This window comes from Arthrobacter sp. NamB2 (assembly GCF_005281365.1).
Taxonomy (GTDB): domain Bacteria; phylum Actinomycetota; class Actinomycetes; order Actinomycetales; family Micrococcaceae; genus Arthrobacter_D.
The window spans coordinates 291,081-310,083 of sequence record NZ_SZWI01000002.1 but is presented as its reverse complement, the minus strand read 5'-3'; the positions used below and the strand labels follow the sequence as shown (position 1 = coordinate 310,083).

At 67.8% G+C, this 19,003-nt stretch carries 16 protein-coding genes; 3 read left to right on the top strand and 13 right to left on the bottom strand.

Features of this window, described 5'->3' with window-relative positions; genetic code table 11:
• From FDK12_RS05085 to FDK12_RS05060, 6 genes are all read right to left on the bottom strand, one after another.
• Positions 1–948 carry an ABC transporter ATP-binding protein gene (locus tag FDK12_RS05085; protein ID WP_137368539.1) on the bottom strand — a complete coding sequence of 316 codons (948 nt, stop codon included), beginning with the start codon at positions 946–948 and terminating at the stop codon, positions 1–3.
• Positions 949–1,107: 159 nt separating this feature from the next.
• Complete coding sequence (locus FDK12_RS05080) at positions 1,108–1,893, bottom strand: ABC transporter permease (RefSeq protein WP_137368802.1); 786 nt, start codon at positions 1,891–1,893, stop codon at positions 1,108–1,110.
• An 89-nt stretch (positions 1,894–1,982) separates the two neighbouring features.
• Complete coding sequence (locus tag FDK12_RS05075; protein ID WP_137368538.1) at positions 1,983–2,972, bottom strand: ATP-binding cassette domain-containing protein; 990 nt, start codon at positions 2,970–2,972, stop codon at positions 1,983–1,985.
• A 33-nt stretch (positions 2,973–3,005) separates the two neighbouring features.
• On the bottom strand, positions 3,006–4,226 hold the full coding sequence (locus FDK12_RS05070; RefSeq protein WP_223263099.1) for an MFS transporter: 1,221 nt from the start codon (positions 4,224–4,226) through the stop codon (positions 3,006–3,008).
• 188 nt (positions 4,227–4,414) lie between these two features.
• Complete coding sequence (locus FDK12_RS05065; protein WP_137368537.1) at positions 4,415–6,097, bottom strand: ABC-F family ATP-binding cassette domain-containing protein; 1,683 nt, start codon at positions 6,095–6,097, stop codon at positions 4,415–4,417.
• A gap of 45 nt (positions 6,098–6,142) precedes the next feature.
• Positions 6,143–6,877, bottom strand: a complete 735-nt coding sequence (locus FDK12_RS05060) for a response regulator transcription factor (protein WP_137368536.1) — start codon at positions 6,875–6,877, stop codon at positions 6,143–6,145.
• Positions 6,878–6,979: 102 nt separating this feature from the next.
• Between FDK12_RS05060 and FDK12_RS05055 the strand changes: the two genes are divergently transcribed.
• Complete coding sequence (locus FDK12_RS05055) at positions 6,980–7,813, top strand: alpha/beta fold hydrolase (RefSeq protein WP_137368535.1); 834 nt, start codon at positions 6,980–6,982, stop codon at positions 7,811–7,813.
• An 88-nt stretch (positions 7,814–7,901) separates the two neighbouring features.
• Positions 7,902–8,345, top strand: coding sequence for a MarR family winged helix-turn-helix transcriptional regulator (locus FDK12_RS05050; protein WP_104116523.1), 444 nt, complete (start codon positions 7,902–7,904; stop codon positions 8,343–8,345).
• Between the two features lie 107 nt (positions 8,346–8,452).
• On the opposite strand, the gene FDK12_RS05045 is transcribed toward FDK12_RS05050, so the two are convergent.
• From FDK12_RS05045 to FDK12_RS05035, 3 genes are read right to left on the bottom strand one after another with little or no spacing between them, the layout of a single operon-like run.
• A complete protein-coding gene (locus FDK12_RS05045) occupies positions 8,453–9,805 on the bottom strand; it encodes an ABC transporter substrate-binding protein (RefSeq protein WP_137368534.1) in 1,353 nt (450 codons plus the stop codon).
• Positions 9,806–9,849: 44 nt separating this feature from the next.
• Positions 9,850–10,710 carry a carbohydrate ABC transporter permease gene (locus FDK12_RS05040; RefSeq protein WP_137368533.1) on the bottom strand — a complete coding sequence of 287 codons (861 nt, stop codon included), beginning with the start codon at positions 10,708–10,710 and terminating at the stop codon, positions 9,850–9,852.
• A complete protein-coding gene (locus FDK12_RS05035; RefSeq protein WP_137368532.1) occupies positions 10,710–11,705 on the bottom strand; it encodes a carbohydrate ABC transporter permease in 996 nt (331 codons plus the stop codon). The genes FDK12_RS05040 and FDK12_RS05035 overlap by 1 nt, the downstream gene beginning before the upstream one ends.
• Positions 11,706–11,987: 282 nt before the next feature.
• Here FDK12_RS05035 and FDK12_RS05030 point away from each other — a divergent pair, with 282 nt between their 5' ends.
• Positions 11,988–12,716, top strand: a complete 729-nt coding sequence (locus tag FDK12_RS05030) for a GAF and ANTAR domain-containing protein (protein WP_223263098.1) — start codon at positions 11,988–11,990, stop codon at positions 12,714–12,716.
• A gap of 76 nt (positions 12,717–12,792) precedes the next feature.
• On the opposite strand, the gene FDK12_RS05025 is transcribed toward FDK12_RS05030, so the two are convergent.
• The 4 genes from FDK12_RS05025 to gcvP are packed head-to-tail and all read right to left on the bottom strand — an operon-like array spanning position 12,793 to position 18,991.
• The gene (locus FDK12_RS05025; protein ID WP_137368531.1) at positions 12,793–13,599 is read right to left on the bottom strand and encodes a methylenetetrahydrofolate reductase; all 807 of its coding nucleotides are present in this window, start codon (positions 13,597–13,599) and stop codon (positions 12,793–12,795) included.
• Between the two features lie 6 nt (positions 13,600–13,605).
• Positions 13,606–14,979 carry an L-serine ammonia-lyase gene (locus FDK12_RS05020; protein WP_137368530.1) on the bottom strand — a complete coding sequence of 458 codons (1,374 nt, stop codon included), beginning with the start codon at positions 14,977–14,979 and terminating at the stop codon, positions 13,606–13,608.
• Positions 14,976–16,106 (bottom strand): glycine cleavage system aminomethyltransferase GcvT, encoded by a 1,131-nt coding sequence (gene gcvT / locus FDK12_RS05015; protein ID WP_137368529.1) that lies wholly within the window; start codon positions 16,104–16,106, stop codon positions 14,976–14,978. The genes FDK12_RS05020 and gcvT overlap by 4 nt, the downstream gene beginning before the upstream one ends.
• Before the next feature lie 11 nt (positions 16,107–16,117).
• Complete coding sequence (gene gcvP, locus FDK12_RS05010) at positions 16,118–18,991, bottom strand: aminomethyl-transferring glycine dehydrogenase (RefSeq protein WP_137368528.1); 2,874 nt, start codon at positions 18,989–18,991, stop codon at positions 16,118–16,120.
• Positions 18,992–19,003: the final 12 nt, after the last annotated feature.

Below are 19,003 nucleotides of genomic sequence, written 5' to 3'. Positions count from 1 at the left end.
TCAGCGTCCTTCCAGTGGAGCCACGGCCTCGGAGGCGTCGGGCAGGGAGTGTGAGTGGTACTCGACTTCTGTCTGGGTGAGCTGCATATAGGCGTCCTCAAGGGACACCTGCAGCGGAGTGAGCTCGTAGACGAGCACGCGGTCGCGCAGCGCGACCTCCGCGATGCGGCGGGCGTCGACTCCGGTGATCTCGATCAGCTCGGGCTCGAGCACCTGCGAGGTCACGCCCTCTCCCGCGAGGCTCGCGAGGAGGTCCTGGGGTCGGTCGGCGCGCACGCGGACGCGGGCCCTGCCCTGTCCGTCGATGATCGACTGGATGGGCGCGTCGGCGATGATGCGTCCGCGGCCGATGACGATCAGATGGTCTGCCGTGAGGGCCATCTCCGACATGAGGTGCGAGGACAGGAAGACGGTGCGGCCCTCGGCTGCCAGGCCCTTAGCCAGGTGGCGGACCCACTGGACGCCTTCCGGGTCGAGCCCGTTGACGGGTTCGTCGAGGATCACCGTGTGGGGGTCACCGAGCAGGGCGGCTGCGATACCGAGCCGCTGGCCCATGCCGAGGGAGAAGCCGCCGACCCGCTTCTTCGCCACGGGACCGAGGCCGGTGAGCTCGATGACGTCCTTCACGCGGCTGTTCGGGATCCCGTGGGTTGCTGCCATGGCCCGGAGGTGGTTGTAGGCCGAGCGTTTGGTGTGGACGGCCTTCGCGTCCAGGAGCGCGCCCACTTCGCGCAGAGGGGCCTTGTGCTGGGCGTAGGGCTTGCCGTTGACGGTGACGTGCCCGCCACTGGGGTTGTCGAGGCCCACGATCATCCGCATCGTGGTGGACTTGCCGGCTCCGTTCGGGCCGAGGAAGCCCGTCACCCTTCCGGGCTTGACGGTGAACGAGACGGCGTCGACCGCCGCTTTCGCGCCGTAGCGCTTCGAGAGGGCCTGTGCCTCGATCATGGTGCGTCCTTTGCCTGTCGACGTCGTTCCGTGCCGCTGGTGCGGCTCCTGTCATCAACAGTAGGTCGGGGACTGCGGCCGGTCACCGCCCCCAGGGATGATCACTGCCCCGGCAGCAGTACGTCTTTCGGACGACTGCTGCCGGGGCAGGACGGCTCGTCAGCGGCTGCTGATCGATGCGAATTTCCTGATGCACAGGGGCACGAAGACGACCAGCATCAGGATCGCTCCGACCAGGACCGTGAGGACCGCGTTCTGCATGGGCCACGCATCCGGGACGGGAACGGTGCCCGTGTTGCCGAACAGCTCTCGGACCGCCTGCACCAACGCCGACACGGGATTCCAGTTCGCGAAGGCCTCCAGCGGCCCGGGTAGGTTCTGGGCCTGGACGAAGGCGTTGGAAATGAAGGTCAGGGGGAACAGGATCATGAAGGACGCGTTGTTGATGACCTCCGGTGACTTCACCGACATGCCGAGGAGCGCCATGACCCAGCTGAAGGCGTAGGAGAAGAGGAGCAGGAGCCCTATCCCCGCGACCATGCTTGCCGGGGAGGTGTTGACGCGCCAGCCGACCAGTGCTCCGGTGCCCATCATGATGACCACCGAGAGCGTGTTCAGCACGAGGTCGCTGTTCGTCCGGCCCACGAGTACGGCGGAGGAGCTCATGGGAAGCGTCCGGAAGCGGTCGATGATGCCGTCCTTCAGGTCCTGCGCCATGGCGGAACCGGAGAAGGTGGATCCGAAGATCACGGTCTGCGCGAAAATCCCCGCCATGAGGTACTGCGTGTAGTCACTCCCCTCGACCTGGATGGAACCTCCGTAGATCTGGCTGAAGAGCAGCACGAACATGATCGGCTGGAGGACGGCGAAGACCAGCATGTCCGGCGATCGCTTGAGCTTGATGAGGTTCCTCTTGGTGACGGTCCATCCGTCAGAGAACCACATCGACACGTCCGACGGCTGCTGCGGAGCACCGGCCCCTGCAGGGCGGGAGTGCTGGTTGTCGGGCTGCCGGTCGTTCGGCGCCAGGACGCTCATGCTGCAGGCTCCTTCTGGTGCGACGCTTCCTCGTTGTCCTCCGCGCGGTGTCCGGTCAGCTGCAGGAAGACGTCGTCGAGGCTCGGGCGCCTCATGCCGGCGTCGTGCAGCTCGATGCCGCGCTCGCCGAGCTCGGACAGGATGTACTGGAGGGCCCGTGGGCCCTCGTTGACGGTCACCTCGATGCTGCGGCCGTCGCCGCCGACCACCGGATCCCCGGAACCGTGGCGTCCCAGAATTTCGCGTGCTGACGCGGCGTCGGCGGCATCGACGAGGGACACCACGACGCGGTGCCCGCCGATCTGCGCCTTCAGCTGGTCCGCCGTACCTCCCGCGATGGCCCTGCCACCGTCGATCACGGTGATGTCATCGGACAGCTGGTCCGCCTCCTCGAGGTACTGCGTAGTGAGGAGCAGTGTGGTGCCGTCCCGGACGAGCTCCTTGATGATGCCCCACAGCGAGAGCCTGCTGCGCGGGTCCAGGCCCGTCGTCGGCTCGTCGAGGAAGAGGATCTTCGGGTTGATGACGAGGGCCCCGGCGAGGTCGATCCGCCGCCGCATGCCACCGGAGAAGCCCTTGACCGGGCGGTTGCCGGCCTCGGTGAGTTCGAACTGGTCGATGAGTTCCTGCGCACGGCGCCGGGACTCGCGAGCACCCAGGTGGTAGAGCCGGCCGACCATGTCGAGGTTCTCGAAACCGGTGAGGTTCTCGTCCACGGCGGAGTACTGGCCGGAGACACCGATGATGCGACGGGCTGCCTTGGGGTCACGGACGACGTCGATACCGTCGATGTGTGCGGTACCCGCCGTGGGCTGGATGAGTGTGGTCAGGATCTTCACGACGGTCGTCTTACCCGCGCCATTCGGCCCCAGGAGGGCCTTGACCGTGCCCTGCGGAACGGAGAGATCCATGCCGTCGAGAGCGTGGACCGGCCCGCTCTTCGACGAGTAGGTTTTCTTCAGACCTTCTGCCTCGATGATTGCCATGCTGCACAGCGTAGGACCAGCACGGCGGCTCTCCTAGGGACTTCGGTCAGAACCTGTCCGCAATGCTTCGGGCGCATGGTCGGAGCGCTCCCGGGCGGCTGGAGCGACCAGGAAGGACGCCAGGACGGCGACCCCGACGGCGAGCAGCGCGTTGCGGATGCCTACGACGTCTCCGAGGAAACCGATGAGGGGTGGGCCGGCGAGGAATGCGGTGTAGCCGATGGTGGACACCACGGACACACGCGCGGCTGCGCGCTCGGGTTCGTCCGCTGCGGCGGACATGCCCATGGGAAACCCGAGTGCCGCCCCCGCACCCCAGAGGATGGCGCCGACGGCGGCGAGCGGAACGGTCGGGGCCACGACGAACAGGACGAGTCCCGCGAGGGACGAGCCGAGGCTGGCCTGCAGCACCCGGACACGGCCGAACCTGTCGATCAGGCCTCCGCCCACGAATCGCAGCGAGGTCATGGCGGCCACGAACACCGCGAACATGATGGCACCCGTACTCTCGGTGGTCCCCAGACCGTCCACACTGGCCTTCGCGACCCAGTCGTTCGCTGCGCCCTCTGTCAGTGCCGCCCCCAGGACCACGAGCCCGATCAGGAGGGTACGCGGCTCTGCCCACGCACCGAATCCCCTGCTACTGGACCCCTGCTGCTCCGTTCCGACGGCTTGGGGCACTTCCTTCTCCTCGGGCAGGAAGTATCGCGGCGTCCACAGCGACACGACCAGGCTGAGCACGGCGACGGCCACCAGGTGGGCGGGCAGGCCGACCTCCAGAGCGGACAGGCCGGCGCCTATCAGCGCGCCCACGAAGGCCCCTCCACTGAACGCCGCATGGAACCGCGGCATGATGGTGCGCCCGAGCCGTCGTTCGACGTCGGCTCCCTCGATGTTCTGGCCCACGTCCCAGAGGGCTATGCCGCACCCGAAGAGGAACAGGCCGATGGCGACGAGGGGCACCGAGACCGCCCCCAGTCCCGACGCGACGGCGATCGCGCCCAGAGCGGCAGCGGTTCCACCGAGGCGGACCGTATTCGCGGTACCGAAGCGGGCGGCAACGACGCCGGCCAGCGGAAGGGAGAGCACGGAGCCGACGGCGCCGATCAGCAGGAGGCTCCCCATCTGCCCGGATCCCAGGCCGAGCGTACTGGAGGCGGCGGGGATGCGGGCGGCCCAACTGGCGAAGACGAGGCCATTCAGTCCGAAGATGGCATAGGTGGCGAACACGGCGGATCGGACGGGTGGCTTCACCCTGCAACCGTAGGCGGGCGTGACGTCGCACCACAAACGCCCGTTACGAGCAGCCCCGCGGGACGGCAGCTGCCCTGGGGCTGGAGACACGACGTGGCACCGAGGAACAGCATCGACGCCCCAACCGCCGCGAAGTTATCCACCGATTGTGGACAAGGCTGTGGAAGGACTGTGGACGAGCGGCGCCCCTAGCGTGCCCGGACGACTCTGTTCTCGTCCCAGACGGGCTCCTTGGTCTCGTAGACCTTGCCGTCCGACCCGAAGACGAGGAACCTGTCGAAGCTCCGCGCGAACCAGCGGTCATGGGTGACGGCCATGACCGTGCCTTCGAAGGCGCCGATCGCACGCTCGAGGGCCTCCGCCGAATGCAGGTCCAGGTTGTCGGTCGGCTCGTCGAGCAGCAGCAGGGTCGCACCGGACAGTTCGAGCAGCAGGATCTGCAGGCGAGCCTGCTGGCCACCGGACAGGGAGTCGTAGGGCTGCTCCGCCTGCGGTGCCAGTCCGTAGCGGTCCAGCACCGCTGATGCGGCTTCGCGGCCCAGGCCCGACCGGTGCTCGTCGCCACGATGCAGGATGTCGATGAGGGTGCGCCCGAGGAGGTCGGGACGCGAGTGTGTCTGAGCGAAGAACCCGGGCCGGATGCGGGCCCCGAGCTTCACCGAACCCTCGTGGGGCACGTGGGCGATGTCGACCTCCGACACCGGCATGTGCTCCTTGTCCGGATCGGACCCACCGGCCGCCAGGAGCCGCAGGAAGTGTGACTTCCCCGAGCCGTTCGAGCCCAGCACACCCACACGGTCCCCGAACCAGATCTCCGTGCTGAAAGGCTTCATCAGGCCGCTGAGTTCGAGTTTCTGGGCGACGACGGCACGCTTGGCGGTCCTGCCACCCTGCAAGCGCATGGACACGTTCTGCTCCAGCGGGATCGCTTCGGGTGGCCCTGCCTCGAGGAACTTCGCGAGGCGGGTCTGCGCTGCGTGGTACCTGTTGGCCATGTCGGACCGGAATGCCGCCTTGTTCTTGTACATGTTGACGAGTTCCTTGAGCTTGATGTGCTCCTCGTCCCAGCGTTTGCGCAGTTCCTCGAACCGAGCGTTCCGGTCCTCGCGCGCCTTCAGGTAGGTCTCGAAACCGCCTCCGTGGGTCCACGACGACGCTCCCAGCACTCCGGGTTCGAGCGTCACGATGCGCGTCGCGGCGTTGGCCAGCAGTTCCCGGTCGTGGCTGACGAACAGGACGGACTTCTTGGACTCGCGGAGCTTTGCCTCCAGCCAGCGCTTGCCCGGGACGTCGAGGTAGTTGTCGGGCTCGTCGAGGAGCAGCAGTTCATCGGGCCCGGAGAACAGTGCTTCCAGCACGAGCCGCTTCTGCTCTCCACCGGAGAGCGACGACGCCGCACGGTACTGCGCGCGGTCGAAGGGTATTCCCAGGGCCGCCATCGTGACCTCGTCCCACGTGGTCTCCAGTTCGTAGCCGCCGGCGTCGCCCCAGTCGGCGATGGCCTGCGCGTACTTCATCTGCGTGGGCTCGTCGTCGGCCTCCATCATGGCGAGCTCGGCGTCCTCGACGCGTTGCGCGGCCGCGGCCAGGACCGGCGGGGCTGCGGTGACCAGGAGATCCCGGACCGTGGTGTCGTCGCGCACCTGGCCGACGAACTGCCGCATGATACCCATGCTTCCCGACCGGCTCACGGAACCCTCGTCGGGCGCGAGGTCGCCGGAGATGATCCGCAGCAGCGTCGTCTTGCCGGTACCGTTCGGCCCGATCAACGCCGTCTTATGGCCGTCACCGACCTTGAAGGCGACGCCGTTGAGCAGTTGCCTCCCGTCGGAGAGGAAGTAGTCGATACCTGATACGTCGAGATGTGCCACGAGTCCAGTGTTCCATCCGGAACGGACCCGCTGCGTCGACGGATTTCAGGACCGGGGATCGTTCGGCATCATGCGGTACCCCACGCCGCGTACCGTCCGGATGAAGCGGGGGTTGCTCATGTCCTCGCCGAGCTTCTTGCGCAGGTTGCGGATGTGCACCTCGACGAGGTGATGGTCCTGGCTCCAGCCGTCCCCCCACACCCGATTGAGGAGCGCCTCCCGCGTCCAGACGCGCTGGGCGCCGGTCAGGAGTGTCTCGAGGAGGTCGAACTCGATGCGCGTCAGGGCGAGCTCCTGCCCGTGCAGCGTGACGACGCGGCCCTCGACGTCCATCACGAGGTCGTTGTGGCGGAGCATCTCGTTGCCGGCGGGCTGCTCCTGCACAGCCGGGGCCGGGCCCGTGCGGGGACGGCGGAACATCGCCGAGACGCGCGCCGAGAGCTCGCGCGGGCTGAAGGGTTTACCGATGAAGTCGTCCGCGCCGGTCTCGAGCCCGATCAGGCGATCGATCTCGTCCTGCCGCGCGGTGACCATGACGATGTAGGCGTCGCTGATGGCCCTGCACTGACGGCATACCTCCACGCCGTCGAGGTCCGGCAGATTGAGGTCGAGCGTGATCAGGTCCGGCTGGTGCTCCTTCAGCGCGGCCAGGCCGTCGTGCCCTGACGCGGCCTCGACGACGGTGAAGCCGTTCATGCGCAGGGTGGTGGCGAGCAGCTCACGGATATCCGGGTCGTCTTCGACGATCAGCGCAGTGCGCTGCGGCGCGGAAACGGACATGGTGCAAGACTTTCATAGATCGGCGCCCGCGAGGGCCCGACGCGGGAACTTGCCGTGATCGAATCCTGCTGGTGCGGTACCCTGCCCCCGTAGAATGCCCGGATGCAGCCGATCTCCCTGAGCACCCTGAGCACGGTGCAGGCGCGGGGCTGGACCGTCCGCATCCGCACGACGCCGGCGCCGGTCGCTCCTTCCGACCCTCGGCGCGGCCCGTACGTCCTGGTGCACGGGTTGGGCATGACCCATCGCTACCTCGACCGTCTGGCGGCGGAGCTCGCGGCCGACGCCGTCGTGCATCTCGTCGACCTCCCCGGTTTCGGACCTGATCCCCGGCCCCGGATCCACCTCGGAGTGGAGGACCACGCTGCTCTGATCATCGATGCACTCGGCGCCATGGGGATCCGGAAGTGCACGCTCGTCGGGCATTCCATGGGCGTGCAGTTCATCACGGCTGCCGCGATCCAATCACCGGCACTCGTGGAGCGCCTGGTCCTCATCGGGCCCGTGGTGGATCGGCGCCGCCGCACCGTCATCCAGCAGGCCGTCTCCCTGGGCCTCGATACCTTCCGTGAGAGCGCATCCGCCAATGCGATCGTCTATACGGACTACCTGCGCACCGGCGTGCGCTGGTACCTGCGCCAGCTACTGCCCATGATGCGCTACCCGCTGGAACGCGCGATCGAGCGCGTCGAGTGTCCCGTCCTGGTGGTGCGCGGCGGGCGTGACCCGGTCGCCCGGCGTCACTGGTGCCGGGAAATCGCAGGGCGCGCCAAGCACGGTTCCCTCGTCGAGATCCCCGGGCAACCGCATGTGGTCCAGCACTCGGCGGCCGCCGAGGTCGCTGCCGAAATTATCGCATTCGGCTCACGTCCCCACCGTGGCGGGGATCTCTTTCCTGAAGCTTCGGACGGGGCAACGGTAAAACTTGAAGATTGAAGAGCATAGTGGAGCTATTGCACGACGCCCGGCCGGTGCTGTAGGCCAGTACCGACCGGGTGTTCCAAGACTTCGGGAGGAAGATCACATGTCTGAACTGGAAGAGTGGTCAACCAGCCGCCTGCTCACGACGGCCGCTCGTCTGGTCGACCATGCCTGGAACGAGCGCCTGCTCGACATCGGGATCACCCACGCCGGCTACACGACGCTCGGCGTCCTCTCCCGACAGGGCACGATGACGGGCGCGAAGCTCGCCGTAGCGGTGCACGTCCAGGCGCAGACCATCGGCAAGACCATCGAGAAGCTGGAGCGGCAGGGCTTCATCTCCCGCATACGCGACAGCATCGACCGCCGCAGTCAGCGCATCACGATCACTCCGGCGGGCGTCGAAGCGCTTGCCAAGGCGGAGAACATCGAGCGCACGCTCATGGTGGGTGAGGGCCTGGAATCCTTCGAGTTGCGCAGTCTGCTTCGTGGCATCGTCGGTGAGCTCGCCCCCCAGCGGCAGAAGAGCGCGGCCGTCGTCGTCTGACCCCTGCCGATCGACGACGTTTCGCGAGCATGAGGAGCGACCACCCCTCCGGGGGTGGCCGCTCCTCAGCGTTACGGCTTAATGACGAAGGCCTCGGTGGTCCTGCCTCAGAGGTACGGCTCTACGTTCTGCTCGTACGATCGCTGGATCGCCGTGCTCGCCGTCGCGAAGGCTTCGGCCGGATCGCCCTGCTGCAGGATGATGCTCTCCAGGGCCGTCGTGAGCTCCTTGTCCCCACCCGGAACGAACACGCGGCCCCAGTCCTGGACGCGCGTGGTCTCGAGCTGGTCGACGGCGGTGCGGAACTGGGGTGAGGTCTTGTAGACCTCGGCCATGATGTCGCTGTCCCGCGCGGAGGTGCGCACGGGCATGTACCCGGTGTTCGAGGAGAAGTACGCCGTGCTCTCGGTGCTGGTGAGGAATTTGAGGAACATGCCGGCGGCGAGCTGCTGTTCCGGGGAGCGGTTCGAGCTGATGGCCACTCCTGTGCCGCCGGTGGGGCAGGCGGGTCCGGCGGGCCCCTCCGGCAGGAAGCCTGTCCCTACCCCGAACTTCGCCGCTTCGAGGATGCCCGTCAGCGAGCCGGTGGAGCCGATGGTGCACGCCGTCAGTCCCGCACCGAAGTCGGCTACGTTGTCCGTGGCCGCCACGGCCGCGATCTTGTCGTCGAAGATCATGGACTGCACGAACTTCGCGGCGTCCAGGGCCTCGGGGGAATCGAGCGTCATGGACCACTCGTCGGAGTAGGCGCCACCCCGGCCCCAGAGGAAGTTGCAGAACCACCACGCGGTCCAGGACGTGCCCTTGCCGAGGCCCAGTGGAATCATGGACGCCGACGCCAGCTTCGGAGCCCATTCGGTGAACTCGTCCCAGGTCTTCGGTGAGCGGTCCGGCAGGCCGGCTGCGGCCCAGGCGTCCTTGTTGTAGTAGAACAGCGGGGTCGAGCGGGCGTACGGCACGGCCCAGTGGGCGTCGTCGTACCTGTAGTCGCTGTAGAGCGTCTCGTTGTAGTCGGCGGTGTCGAATTCCAGGTGCTCCGCCAGCTGGTCCATGGGCAGGATCTGCCCGTTGATCATGTAGCGGAACCACCACACGTCACTGGAGACGACGACATCGGGCCCGTTGTCGGTGCCGGTCGCCGCCTGGAACTTCTGCGCGACCTCGTCGTAGTTGGCGCCCGCCGTGACCAGGTTGACCTTGATTCCGCTCTCCGTGGTGAAGCGCTTGATGAGTTCCTCCTCCACCGGGCGTGAGGCGCCGGGATGGTTGCTCCACCAGGTGATCTCCTTGGCCGGGGTCACGGACGCCCAGTCGGTCGCGGCGTCCGTCGCCGCGCCTCCCGCCACGTCGGATCCGACGGAAGGGCCTCCGCAGGCTGCGAGCGCTGCTGCGCCGCCGAAGATGGCGGTGAGCTGGATGAGTTGGCGGCGGTCGAGGTCGAACTGCGGGCGCGGGGACATGGGGACTCCTTGATGGTAGGGAACTGAGGGGAGGAAGAGGTTGGTCAGCCTGTCACGGCACCGGCGGTGAGGCCGGAGACGATGCGCCTTTGCAGCGCGAAGAACGCGAGCAGGACGGGTGCGGTCACCAGGACGGTCGCGGCCATGAGCACGCTCCAGTCGGCGATGCCGTCGTTGTTCTGCAGCAGCGTGAGCCCGACAGGCAGGGTCATCATGTCGGCACGGTCGACGACGAGCAGCGGCCACAGGTACTCGTTCCACTCGGCCACGATCGAGACGAGGGCGACTGCCGCGATGGTGGGCGCGGAGATCGGCACGATGAAGCGCCACAGGCGCGTCCAGTGCCCGGCCCCGTCGAGCGCTGCCGCCTCGAGGATCGAGACGGGCAACGTCAGGAAGTGCTGGCGGAACAGGAAGGTGCCGAAGGCGCTCGCGAGACCGGGGACGATGATGCCCTGGTACGTGTTGACCCAGCCCAGTTCTGCGACGAGCGTGTAATTGGGGATGATGACGATCTGCTGCGGCACCAGCAGCGCGAAGATCACGACGCCGAACACCACCTTCTTGAAGGGGAACTCGAGGAAGACGAGCGCGTACGCCGTCGTCAGTCCCAGCAGCATCTTCAAGCCCGCTCCGATGACCGTGGTGATGGCGCTGTTGATGAAGAAGCTACCGAACGGTACGGCGCTCATCGCGGTCTCGTAGTTCGAGCCGTCCACCGCCGCGGGCAGCCACTGGATGGGCGAGGTGTAGATCTCGTCGCGCTCCTTGAACCCCGCGAGCACCATCCATACCAGCGGCAGGACCATGACGGCGACGGCGACCAGGAGCGTCAGGTAGCTGCCCCAGGGCGTGGGGGTCGGGCGGCGCGTCGTCGCCGCTGCCTGCACGATCGCGGAACCCATCAGTAATGCACCTTCCTGTCGACGTACCTCACCTGAGCGAATGTCACGAGGAGCAGGACCACGAAGAGGATGGTCGCGACGGCGGACGAGTACCCCGCGCGGCCACTCTGGAAGCCCTCCTGGTAGATCTGGTACATCATCGTGGTGGTGCCGCCGAGCGGGCCGCCCTTGGTCATGGCCTGGATGATGTCGAACGACTGCAGCGACGTCAGCAGCGTGGTGATGGCGAGGAAGAACGTGGTCGGCCCGAGGAGCGGCAGCACGATGGACCGGAACGACCTGATCGACGACGCGCCGTCGATTGATGCCGCCTCCACGAGATCGCGGGGTACGGACTGCAGCGCGGCCAGGTAGATGAGGGCCACGTAGCCCACGTTCTTCCAGAGGTAGACCACGATCACCATGACGAGAGCCCACTGCGGATCGTTGTACCAGTCGGGCGAGGCCAGGCCTACCAACCGCAACAGCGCCGCGGTCACACCGAAGTTCGGATCGAAGACGAAGAGCCAGAGCAGGCCGACGGCGACGCCGGAGAGGACGTAGGGTGCGACGACGACGGTCCGCGCCACACCGGTCCCGCGCAGCCTCCGGTTCAGGACGAGTGCCAGGAGGAGGCCTATCACCATCCCGCCGCCCACGGTCGCGACCGTGAAGAGCACGGTGACGCTGACGATCCCCGGCGTCGTGGGGTCCGTGAACCAGTCGACGTAGTTGTCGAGGCCTACCGGCATCGCGACGGGTGACCCGATGTTCCACTGGAGGGTGGAGTAGTAGAGCGACTGCATGAGGGGTTTGTAGGTGAAGATCACCAGCAGTGCCACGTTGGGTCCCGCGAAGAGCAGGAACAGCAGCCACGATTTCCAGGGGGTCCGCCGGCGCTGTCGGGCGGGAGCGGTTCCGCTCGGGCCCCGCCCGGGTGACGACGGCGGTGCCTGGTCCGCCGTCCGATTCGCCCGCGCCCCTTGAAGCACGGGGATGTCCGCCACTTGTTCCATCGATCGCCCTTCGCTCGGCCTCCTGAACCTCTGCAAGGCTAGGGGCGCGATCCGTCCCATAAGCCCCGGATCCGGCTTCTGAGCCGACTTGTGCGTCAGAGTTCACGCGTCATTAAGTCGGGCGATCTGCTGTTTCCCTGCCCGTTGCCGCCCGCGGTGCAGCGCACCCGAAGGAGGCCCGGCTGGAGCCCACGGGGACACGTGCCGGACGACCGGCAGGCGCCACGAGCGCGGGAGCAACGCGTTGCTAGACAATCTAACTAACCGTCGTAAGATGACCGGGTGAACGAGGAGAACCCGAATGCGCAGTCGGTAGCCCAACTGCAGGACCTCATGCTCAGCAACGAGAGCGTCGACCAGTTCCTCGAGGACCTGGCGAGCCTCTCCTCACGGATCCTCGGCGGCTCCGTGGAGGTGCAGTGCGGTGTCACGTACCGGCACCAGAACCTGGCGACGACCGTGGCCTGCAGCAGCGACGAAGCGAGGATCCTCGATGAGCTGCAGTACGGATTCGGTGACGGGCCGTGCCTGCACGCCATCAGCACCGGCAACACCGTGATCGTCGACGACGTGCGCACCGACAGCCGCTGGCCCGACTACTTCCGCGCCGTCGCGGACCACGAATACTTCGCCATGATGGGCGTACCCCTCGTGTTGGGATCGGAGGGTGGGGCAGCCCTCAACTTCTACGCCGCCCGCCCACGGACCTTCACCAGCAGCACGCAGCTCCTCGCGGAGGGCTTCGCCACCCAGGCCGCCAAGGCACTCCAGATGGTGCTCCGCGTCTCCAGGCATGCCAACACGTCGACCAACCTCAAGGCGGCCATGGAGTCGAGAACGACCATCGATATCGCGATCGGCATCATCATGGGGCAGAACCGCTGCACCCAGGCGGAGGCCTACGCGATGCTGCACCGCGCCTCGAACGCCCAGAACAAGAAGCTCCGCGACATCGCGGAGCGCATCGTCACCGGCATCTCAGCGGAACCGACCCGAACGCATTTCGCCTGACAGTCCCGTCACCGCTGGCGACCCGCCTCCGGGACGGAGTCATCAGGGCCCCGCGGCTCCGCGGCAGTCGTGGACGTCAGCGGGCGGGGAACGTCACGTCCGAGGCTGCGAGCTCTGCCAGGTCGTTGAAACTGTAGACGTGCAGGCCCGCGTAACCGGCGTCGTCGAGCGCTGCCACCAGCGGTGACGGATCGTATGACGCGCTGGAGAGCAGCTGCCGGACCACGGAGCCCGCGTTGGCACTTCCCGCCGACCGGCGGAGGAACCCCAGGGACGGACCTACTCCGATCTTTCCTGCGAGCCGTAGCAGGCGGCTCATGCGCACCGGTCCGGGTATCCCCGCCCACACCGGCAGGGTGATGCCCTGCCTCCGCAGCTGCGACGGGTAGCGGCGCAGGGTGTCCGGCGAGAAGCAGAGCTGCGTGACGCACCACGACGCCAGCTCCTGCTTCCCCAGCAGAGTTCTGGCCAACTCTTCCTCGTCCGTCCCCGGATGCCCCTCCGGGTACACGGCGATCCCGATCCGGAGGGCCCCGCCGGACAGCTCCGCGACGTCCTCCATCAGGGCCCCACCCCACCGGTACGGTCCCGCGGCATCCGCCGCGTCCCCGCCGACCACGAACACGTCGGTGATGCCGGCGCCCAGGCATCGGTCCACGTACTCCCCGAGCTCCTGCCGGCTGTGCACGGATCGTGCTGCCAGGTGCGGGATCGCCGTGTACCCGGCACCGGCGAGTTCCACCGCCGCTCGTACGGCCTCGCTCGGCCCATGCTGCGGCAGGCACGTGACGGTCACGACGGCGGGGGCGGGCAGATGGGCTCGCAGCCGCTCCGGGAGACCCTCGCTCGGGATGACTTCGACGTGGATCGAGGGGTCACCCACAGCGCGTCAGCATTCCACGACGTTGAGGGCGAGCCCGCCCCGCGCGGTCTCCTTGTACTTGTCCATCATGTCCGCGCCGGTCTCGCGCATCGTCTTGATGGCGACGTCGAGGGAGACGTGGTGCTGGCCATCGCCCCGCACGGCCATGCGGGCGGCCGTGATCGCCTTCATCGCACCCACGGCGTTCCGCTCGATGCAGGGGATCTGGACGAGCCCGCCGACCGGATCGCAGGTGAGCCCCAGGTTGTGCTCGATCCCGATCTCGGCGGCGTTCTCGACCTGCTCCGGGGTCCCACCGAGAACTTCCGCCAACGCTCCCGCGGCCATGGCGCACGCGGAGCCGACCTCACCCTGGCAGCCGACCTCCGCGCCGGAGATCGAGGCATTCTTCTTGAACAGCGAACCGATCGCGGTGGCTGCGAGCAGGAAGCGCACGACGCCGTCATCGTCGGCACCGGGCACGAAGTCGACGTAGTACTTCAGAACCGCCGGGATGATACCGGCCGCGCCGTTCGTCGGCGCCGTGACCACACGTCCACCGGCGGCATTCTCCTCGTTGACGGCCAGCGCGAAGAGCGTGACCCACTCCATGGTTCCGAGGCGGTCGTTCGGGTCGTCGGCCTTCTCGAGCAACTGCCGCTGCCGTTCGGCGCGGCGCCGGACGCTCAGTCCGCCCGGAAGGATCCCGCCCGTGGTGGTGCCTCGCCGGATGGTGTCCTGCATGACGGACCAGATCTCCAGCAGGCCGGTCCGCACGTCGTCCCGCGAGCGCCACGACATCTCGTTCGCCAGCACGACGTCGGAGAACGACCACCCGGTGGAGCGGCAGATCTCGAGCAACTGGTCCGCGGTCCCGAAGGGGTGGGACACCGGTACGGGCTTGAGCGCAGCCGTCTCGGAGCCGATCTGGTCCTCGTCCAGGACGAATCCGCCGCCCACGGAGAAGTATTCCCGCGTCCGCACGAGCTCGCAATCGGCCGAATATGCCGAGAAGCGCATGCCATTGGTGTGATAGTCGAGGCGCTGGCCCCGGTGCAGCACCACATCGGCTGCCGGATCGAAGGCTATCCGGCGTTCGGCCCCGAGATTCAGGGACCTGCCCGCGCCGATGTCCGCGACACGCGCATCCGCCGTCGTCGGATCGACGAGGTGGGGCTGCTCGCCTTCGAGTCCGAGCAGGACGGCCTTGACCGTTCCGTGCCCGTGGCCGGTCACGCCGAGCGAACCGAAGAGGTCCACCCGCACACGCCGTACGGCATCGAGAATGGCGTCGGACCGGAGCAGTTCCGTGAAGAGGTAGGCGGCGGTCATCGGTCCGCCGGTATGGGAACTCGAGGGACCGATGCCGATCTTGAAGAGGTCGAACGCGCTGATCGTCACGGCGCGGGCTCGGAGGGCTGGCGCTTGTAGAACGGGGTGGGGACGACGGTGAAGGGTTCCGGCCGCCCTCGAAGATCCACCTGCACCTCGGTGCCGACGGCGGCATGGGCCGAATCCACGTACGCCAGGGCGACGGAGTATCCGAGCGTGGGACTCGGCAGTCCGGACGTGACCGTACCCACTCGGGCCCCGTCGACGACGACGTCGTAGCCGGCACGCGCTGACCGGCGACCCACCGCCCGGAGACCGACGAGACGTCGGGAGGGCTCGATCGCCTTGAGCGGCTCCAGCACCGACCGGCCCACGAAGTCAGCCGCCTTCTTGGTACTGACGACCGGTCCGAGGCCGGCCTCGAAGGGATTGGTATCGAGGCCGAGTTCGTGCCCGTACAGCGGCATTCCCGCCTCGAGGCGCAGCGAGTCGCGGGCGGCGAGTCCGCAGGGTCGGAGCCCGTGCGCTTCTCCTGCCTGCAGCGCGGCGTCCCAGAGGCGCACTGCGAGGTTGGTGCCGACGAAGATCTCGAAGCCGTCCTCGCCCGTGTAACCCGTGCGCGCCAGCAGGACAGGGAGCCCTGCCAGTTCGAGCTCCACCGCGGCGTAGTATCTCAGGGTCCGGATGGCATCGGCGTCCTCGGGGCGCGAGAGCTCGAGCAGCACCGCCTCGGCCCTGGGACCCTGCACCGCGATCAGCGCGGTCACCTCCGACTGGTCCTCCACAGCGACGTCGAAGCCCTTCGCGCGCAGGCGCAGTTCCTCCGCGACAGCCGGAGCGTTGGAGGCATTCGGCACCACGAGGAAGGAGTCCTCGGCGAGGCGGTACGTGATGAGGTCGTCGATCACGCCGCCCTCGGCGTTGCAGATGAGAGAGTACTTCGCCTTCCCCACGGCCATGATCGCGAGGTTGCTCACGAGCGCGTAGTCGAGGAACTCCGCAGCCTGGGGACCACTGACGAGGACCTCGCCCATGTGGGACAGGTCGAAGAGGCCGGCTGCCCGCCGGACCGTGTGGTGTTCCTCCAGTTCGCTCCGGTACTTCAGGGGCATCTGCCAGCCCCCGAAGTCGGTGAAGGAGGCGCCATGCGCCTCGTGCTGCGTGTACAGCGCTGTGTGCTTGCTCTGCTCGCTCATGGAGTCCGGTCCTAGTCTTCGAAGGCTTCGATGGGCGGGCAGGAGCACACCAGGTTGCGGTCGCCATGCGCGCCGTCGATCCTGCGCACCGGGGGGAAGTACTTGTCGTGGCGAAGGGATCGCAGCGGGTAGGCGGCGAGCTCGCGCGGGTAGGCCTGCGTCCACTCGTCGCTGACGAGTACCTGTGCGGTGTGCGGCGCCTGGCGCAGCGGACTCTCCTCGATGCTGAATTCACCGTCCGCGACCCGGTCGATCTCGCCCTTGATCGCGATCATCGCGTCGACGAAACGGTCCAGCTCGGCGAGGTTCTCGGATTCGGTGGGCTCCACCATGAGCGTTCCGGCGACGGGGAAGGACAGCGTGGGGGCGTGGAAGCCGTAGTCGATGAGCCGCTTGGCCACGTCCTCGGCCGTGACACCGGTGGCGGCGGTCAGCGGACGGAGGTCGAGGATGCACTCGTGTGCCACGAGTCCCTGGACGCCCGTGTAGAGCACGGGGAAGTGCTCGGTCAGTCGGGCGGCGACATAGTTGGCCGCGAGCAATGCGTGTGCCGTCGCGCTCGTGAGGCCGTCGGAACCCATCAGGGCGATGTACGCCCAGGAGATGGGGAGGACACCGGCCGAGCCGTACATCGATCCCGACACCGGGGTGCCGCCCGCTGCTTCCGGACCACCGTCGGTCGCGATGTCCCGGTTCGCGTCACCGGGCAGGAACGGGGCGAGGTGCTCGGCCACGGCGACGGGACCGACGCCCGGTCCTCCTCCGCCGTGCGGGATGCAGAAGGTCTTGTGCAGGTTGAGGTGGGAGACGTCCCCGCCGAACTCCCCGGGCTGGGCCAGACCCACGAGTGCGTTGAGGTTGGCGCCATCGATGTACACCTGGCCGCCGGCTGCGTGCACCTTCTCGCAGACCCACCGCACATCCTCCTCGAACACACCGTGCGTCGAGGGGTACGTGATCATGATGGCCGAGAGGTTCTCCGCGTGCTGCTCGATCTTGGCGAGCAGATCGTCGTGGTCGATGTTGCCGTTCGGCGCGGTGCCGACGACGACGACCTTCATGCCGGCGAGTACTGCCGACGCCGCGTTGGTGCCGTGCGCGGACGAGGGGATGAGGCAGACGGTGCGGTTCTCGTCGCCCCTCGAGCGGTGGTAGCCGCGGATGGCGAGGAGGCCGGCGAGCTCTCCCTGCGACCCCGCGTTGGGCTGCAGGGAGACGCGGTCGTACCCTGTGATCTCCGCGAGGCGCTCCTCGAGATCGGTGATGAGCTCACGCCAGCCCTCGGTCTGGCTCTCCGGCGCGAAGGGGTGGATCGAGGCGAACTCGGGCCACGAGATCGACTCCATCTCGACGGTCGCGTTGAGCTTCATGGTGCAGGATCCCAGCGGGATCATCGTGCGGTCCAGCGCGAGGTCCCTGTCCGAGAGCCGGCGGAGGTACCTGAGCATCGCGGTCTCGGAGCGGTGCAGCGAGAAGACGGGGTGGGTCATGAACGCCGAGCTGCGGTGGAGTGCGTCGGGGATGCGGTTCCCGCCGGCTCCCGATTCCGCCGTGGAACCCCCGAAGACGTCCGCCACCGCGGCGACGTGTTCCCGCGTCGTCGTCTCGTCACAGGAGATGCCCACGTGGTCGGCGTCGACGCGCCGCAGGTTGTAGCCCAGGGCCTCGGCCTTGTCGGCGACGTCAGCGGCCCTGCCGGGGACGCGGACCAGGAGCGTGTCGAAGAAGGCGTCGTGCACGACGGCGGCATCGGTCCCCTCGAGTGCGGCGGCGAGCTCGACGGCCCGCTCATGGGTGGCGCGAGCGATCGCCTTCAGGCCCTCGGGACCGTGGTAGACGGCGTACATGGACGCGACGATGGCCAGGAGCGCCTGCGCGGTGCAGATATTGCTCGTCGCCTTCTCGCGGCGGATGTGCTGCTCGCGGGTCTGGAGGGCGAGGCGGTAGGCGGGTGCGCCGTCCGCGTCCTTCGAGACGCCCACCAGACGGCCGGGCAGCATGCGCTCGAGCCCTTTGCGGACGGCCATGTAGGCGGCATGGGGGCCGCCGAAGAAGAGGGGGACGCCGAAGCGCTGGGCAGAACCGACTGCGATGTCCGCGCCCTGTTCGCCCGGTGGCGTGATGAGCGTGAGCGCCAGGAGATCGGCTGCCACCGTGACAAGGGCGCCGCGGTCCTTGGCCGCGCTGATCACGGCCGCATGATCGCGGAGCGCTCCCGATGCGCCGGGCTGCTGCAGGACCACACCGTTGATGTCGCCGTCGGGCAGGCCGTCCGTGAGGTCAGCGACCTCGATGTCGAAACCGAGCGCCTCTGCCCGGCCGCGCACGACGGCGACGGTCTGCGGGAGCGCGTCGGCGTCGATGACGGTGCGGCCCTTGTTCTTGCCGGAGCGTCGCATGAGCAGCACGGCTTCGGCGACGGCGGAGGCCTCGTCCAGCAGAGAGGCGTTGGCGATGTCGAGGGCCGTGAGGTCCTGCACCATCGTCTGGAAGTTCAGGAGGGCTTCGAGCCGGCCCTGGGAGATCTCCGGCTGGTAGGGCGTGTAGGCCGTGTACCAGGCGGGCGACTCGACGACATTGCGGCGGATGACCGGCGGTGTGACGGTGTCGAAGTAGCCCTGGCCGATCATCTGGACGGCGGTGCGGTTACGGTTCGCGATGCGCCGCAGCTGCGCCAGCACCTCCGTCTCGGTGAGGGCTCCGGGCAGGTCGAGTGCCCGGTCGAGGCGGATGCTCGCGGGAACGGCCATGTCCACGAGCTTCTCGAGGCTCGGGTAGCCCAGAACCTCGAGCATATGCGCTGCGTCAGCGGATCGGGGACCGATGTGTCGATCGGCGAAGGTGGACGCGACGATGCCGGATACCTGATCGGGTGTGGCGGTCATGGGGAACTCCGT